The 293-nt window shown below is 49.5% G+C and carries 1 protein-coding gene; it reads left to right on the top strand.

Annotated features, from left to right (window positions below; all coding sequences use genetic code 11):
- Positions 1-293, top strand: a 293-nt coding sequence (locus ACTHS4_RS11830) for an RHS repeat-associated core domain-containing protein (protein ID WP_440365981.1), incomplete at both ends; no start/stop codon positions are given.

The raw sequence follows: 293 nt of genomic DNA, 5'->3' as shown, positions 1-293 counted from the left end.
AACGAAGACGGCGAAAGCCGCCAACAAACCCACTATTTCCACTGCGACCAAATCGGCATCCCGAGAGAGATGACCGATAAAGACGGCAATTTACTGTGGTTCGGCAAATATACCGGCTGGGGCAAACTGAAGAGTGAAACCGACATATCCGGAACTGCTCACCAACCCTTCCGATTGCAAAACCAGTATTGCGACCTTGAAACTGGGCTGCATTACAATTTCTTCAGGTATTACGAGCCTGAAGTAGGTCGGTTTGTGAATCAGGACCCGATTGGGTTGGAAGGTGGGGATAA

Source organism: Neisseria sp. P0014.S009, assembly GCF_051958155.1.
Lineage (GTDB): Bacteria > Pseudomonadota > Gammaproteobacteria > Burkholderiales > Neisseriaceae > Neisseria > Neisseria flavescens_C.
The sequence above is the reverse complement of the archived record's forward strand: the minus strand, read 5'-3'. Positions and strand labels throughout refer to the sequence as shown.